Source organism: Aeromonas finlandensis, from assembly GCF_000764645.1.
Lineage (GTDB): Bacteria > Pseudomonadota > Gammaproteobacteria > Enterobacterales > Aeromonadaceae > Aeromonas > Aeromonas finlandensis.
Map to the genome: position 1 here is coordinate 1 of NZ_JRGK01000208.1, position 1,755 is coordinate 1,755.

Sequence of the window (1,755 nt, forward strand, 5' to 3'; positions counted from 1 at the left end):
CATCAGGCCCTGCATTACACCGGAAATCCACATGGCAACGATGTAGAGCACGGTGCCCACGGTCGCCAGCCAGAAGTGAACGTTGATCAAGCGGATGCTGTACATCCGGCCCTGGCCGAACAGGTTCGGGATCAGGTGATAGACCGCACCGATGGAGACCATGGCAACCCAGCCCAGCGCACCGGAGTGCACGTGACCAACGGTCCAGTCGGTGTAGTGGGAGAGGGCGTTGACGGTTTTGATCGCCATCATCGGGCCTTCGAAGGTCGACATGCCGTAGAAAGAGAGGGAGACGATCAGGAAGCGCAGGATGGGGTCATAACGCAGTTTGTGCCATGCACCGGAGAGGGTCATGATGCCGTTGATCATGCCGCCCCAGGAGGGCACGAACAGGATCAGGGACATCACCATGCCCAGCGACTGGGCCCAGTCAGGCAGCGCTGTGTAGTGCAGGTGGTGCGGACCGGCCCAGATGTAGAGGGAGATCAGCGCCCAGAAGTGCACGATGGAGAGGCGATAGGAGTATACCGGACGACCGGCCTGCTTGGGCACGAAGTAGTACATCATCCCCAGGAAGCCTGCGGTCAGCAGGAAACCTACCGCGTTGTGGCCATACCACCACTGCACCATGGCATCCATGGCACCGGAGTACATGGAGTAGGACTTCATGCCGGAGAGCGGCACTTCCATGTTGTTAACGATGTGCAGCACCGCAACGGTGATGATGAAGGCGCCGAAGAACCAGTTCGCCACATAGATGTGGGAGGTAGTGCGCTTCATCAGGGTGCCGAAGAAGACGATGGCGTAGGCGACCCATACCACTGTGATGGCGATATCAATTGGCCACTCCAGCTCGGCATACTCTTTGGCGGAGGTGTAACCCAGCGGCAGAGAGATCGCAGCAGAGAGGATGATCGCTTGCCAGCCCCAGAAGACGAAGGTCGCCAGAGGGCCACCGAACAGCCTGGTTTGGCAGGTGCGCTGCACAACGTAAAACGACGTTGCCATCAGAGCGCTGACGCCGAAGGCGAAGATCACTGCGTTGGTATGGAGGGGCCGCAGACGACTGTAAGTCAGCCACGGAGTGTCGAAGTTGAGGGCAGGCCAGATCAACTGGGCTGCAATCAGTACGCCAACCGACATGCCGACAATTCCCCAGACTATCGTCATGACGGTAAACTGGCGAACAACGGTGTAGTTGTACTCAGGATGGTTAGTTGTATGGCTCATCGTTATATTCCGCTTCCGATGCTGCTGTTGTTTGGTTTTGTATCCGGAAAACCGGACTGGCTTCATCAGCCACCGCCGACCAGTTGTTAACATCTGTTAACGAAAGGAAAAGCAAAAGATGGCTAAATGAAAACTTCATGGGAATGATACTGAACTGACAGGTAAAATAACAGTATAAACAGTGATATATTTGGCTCCGTCCGGTCTCGTTTTGGCGGTTTTTTACCTTGTTCGAGATCACAAAAAACTATTTTAATTGCATCTTAATCGGGCTGTTTTTGATGAAAGAGAGACTTACCGCACGTAAAGTTTTGCACCTTGCACTGGTATTGGCGCTGTTATTGGTGCTGGTGGCCTATCGCACCTGGTTTTCGACCGATAGCAGCGTGCCTGCTGGTCAGACAAAAGATCAGATTTGTGATCTTTCCCACACCAGTTGCAGCGCGCTGATTGGTGACAAGCCGCTGACGGTGGCCATCAAGGAATTTCCGGTAATAGCCGAACATGATTTTGCCATCGCTATTA

1 protein-coding gene and 1 pseudogene are annotated in these 1,755 nt (G+C 54.4%); one reads left to right on the forward strand and one right to left on the reverse strand.

What is annotated here, in order from left to right; genetic code table 11:
- A partial coding sequence (ccoN, locus tag LD28_RS0112700) for a cytochrome-c oxidase, cbb3-type subunit I (protein ID WP_033137331.1) occupies positions 1–1,230 on the reverse strand: 1,230 nt, incomplete at its 3' end.
- Positions 1,231–1,511: 281 nt separating this feature from the next.
- Here ccoN and LD28_RS0112705 point away from each other — a divergent pair.
- Positions 1,512–1,755 (forward strand): annotated as a pseudogene (locus tag LD28_RS0112705) (hypothetical protein); the annotation flags it as partial.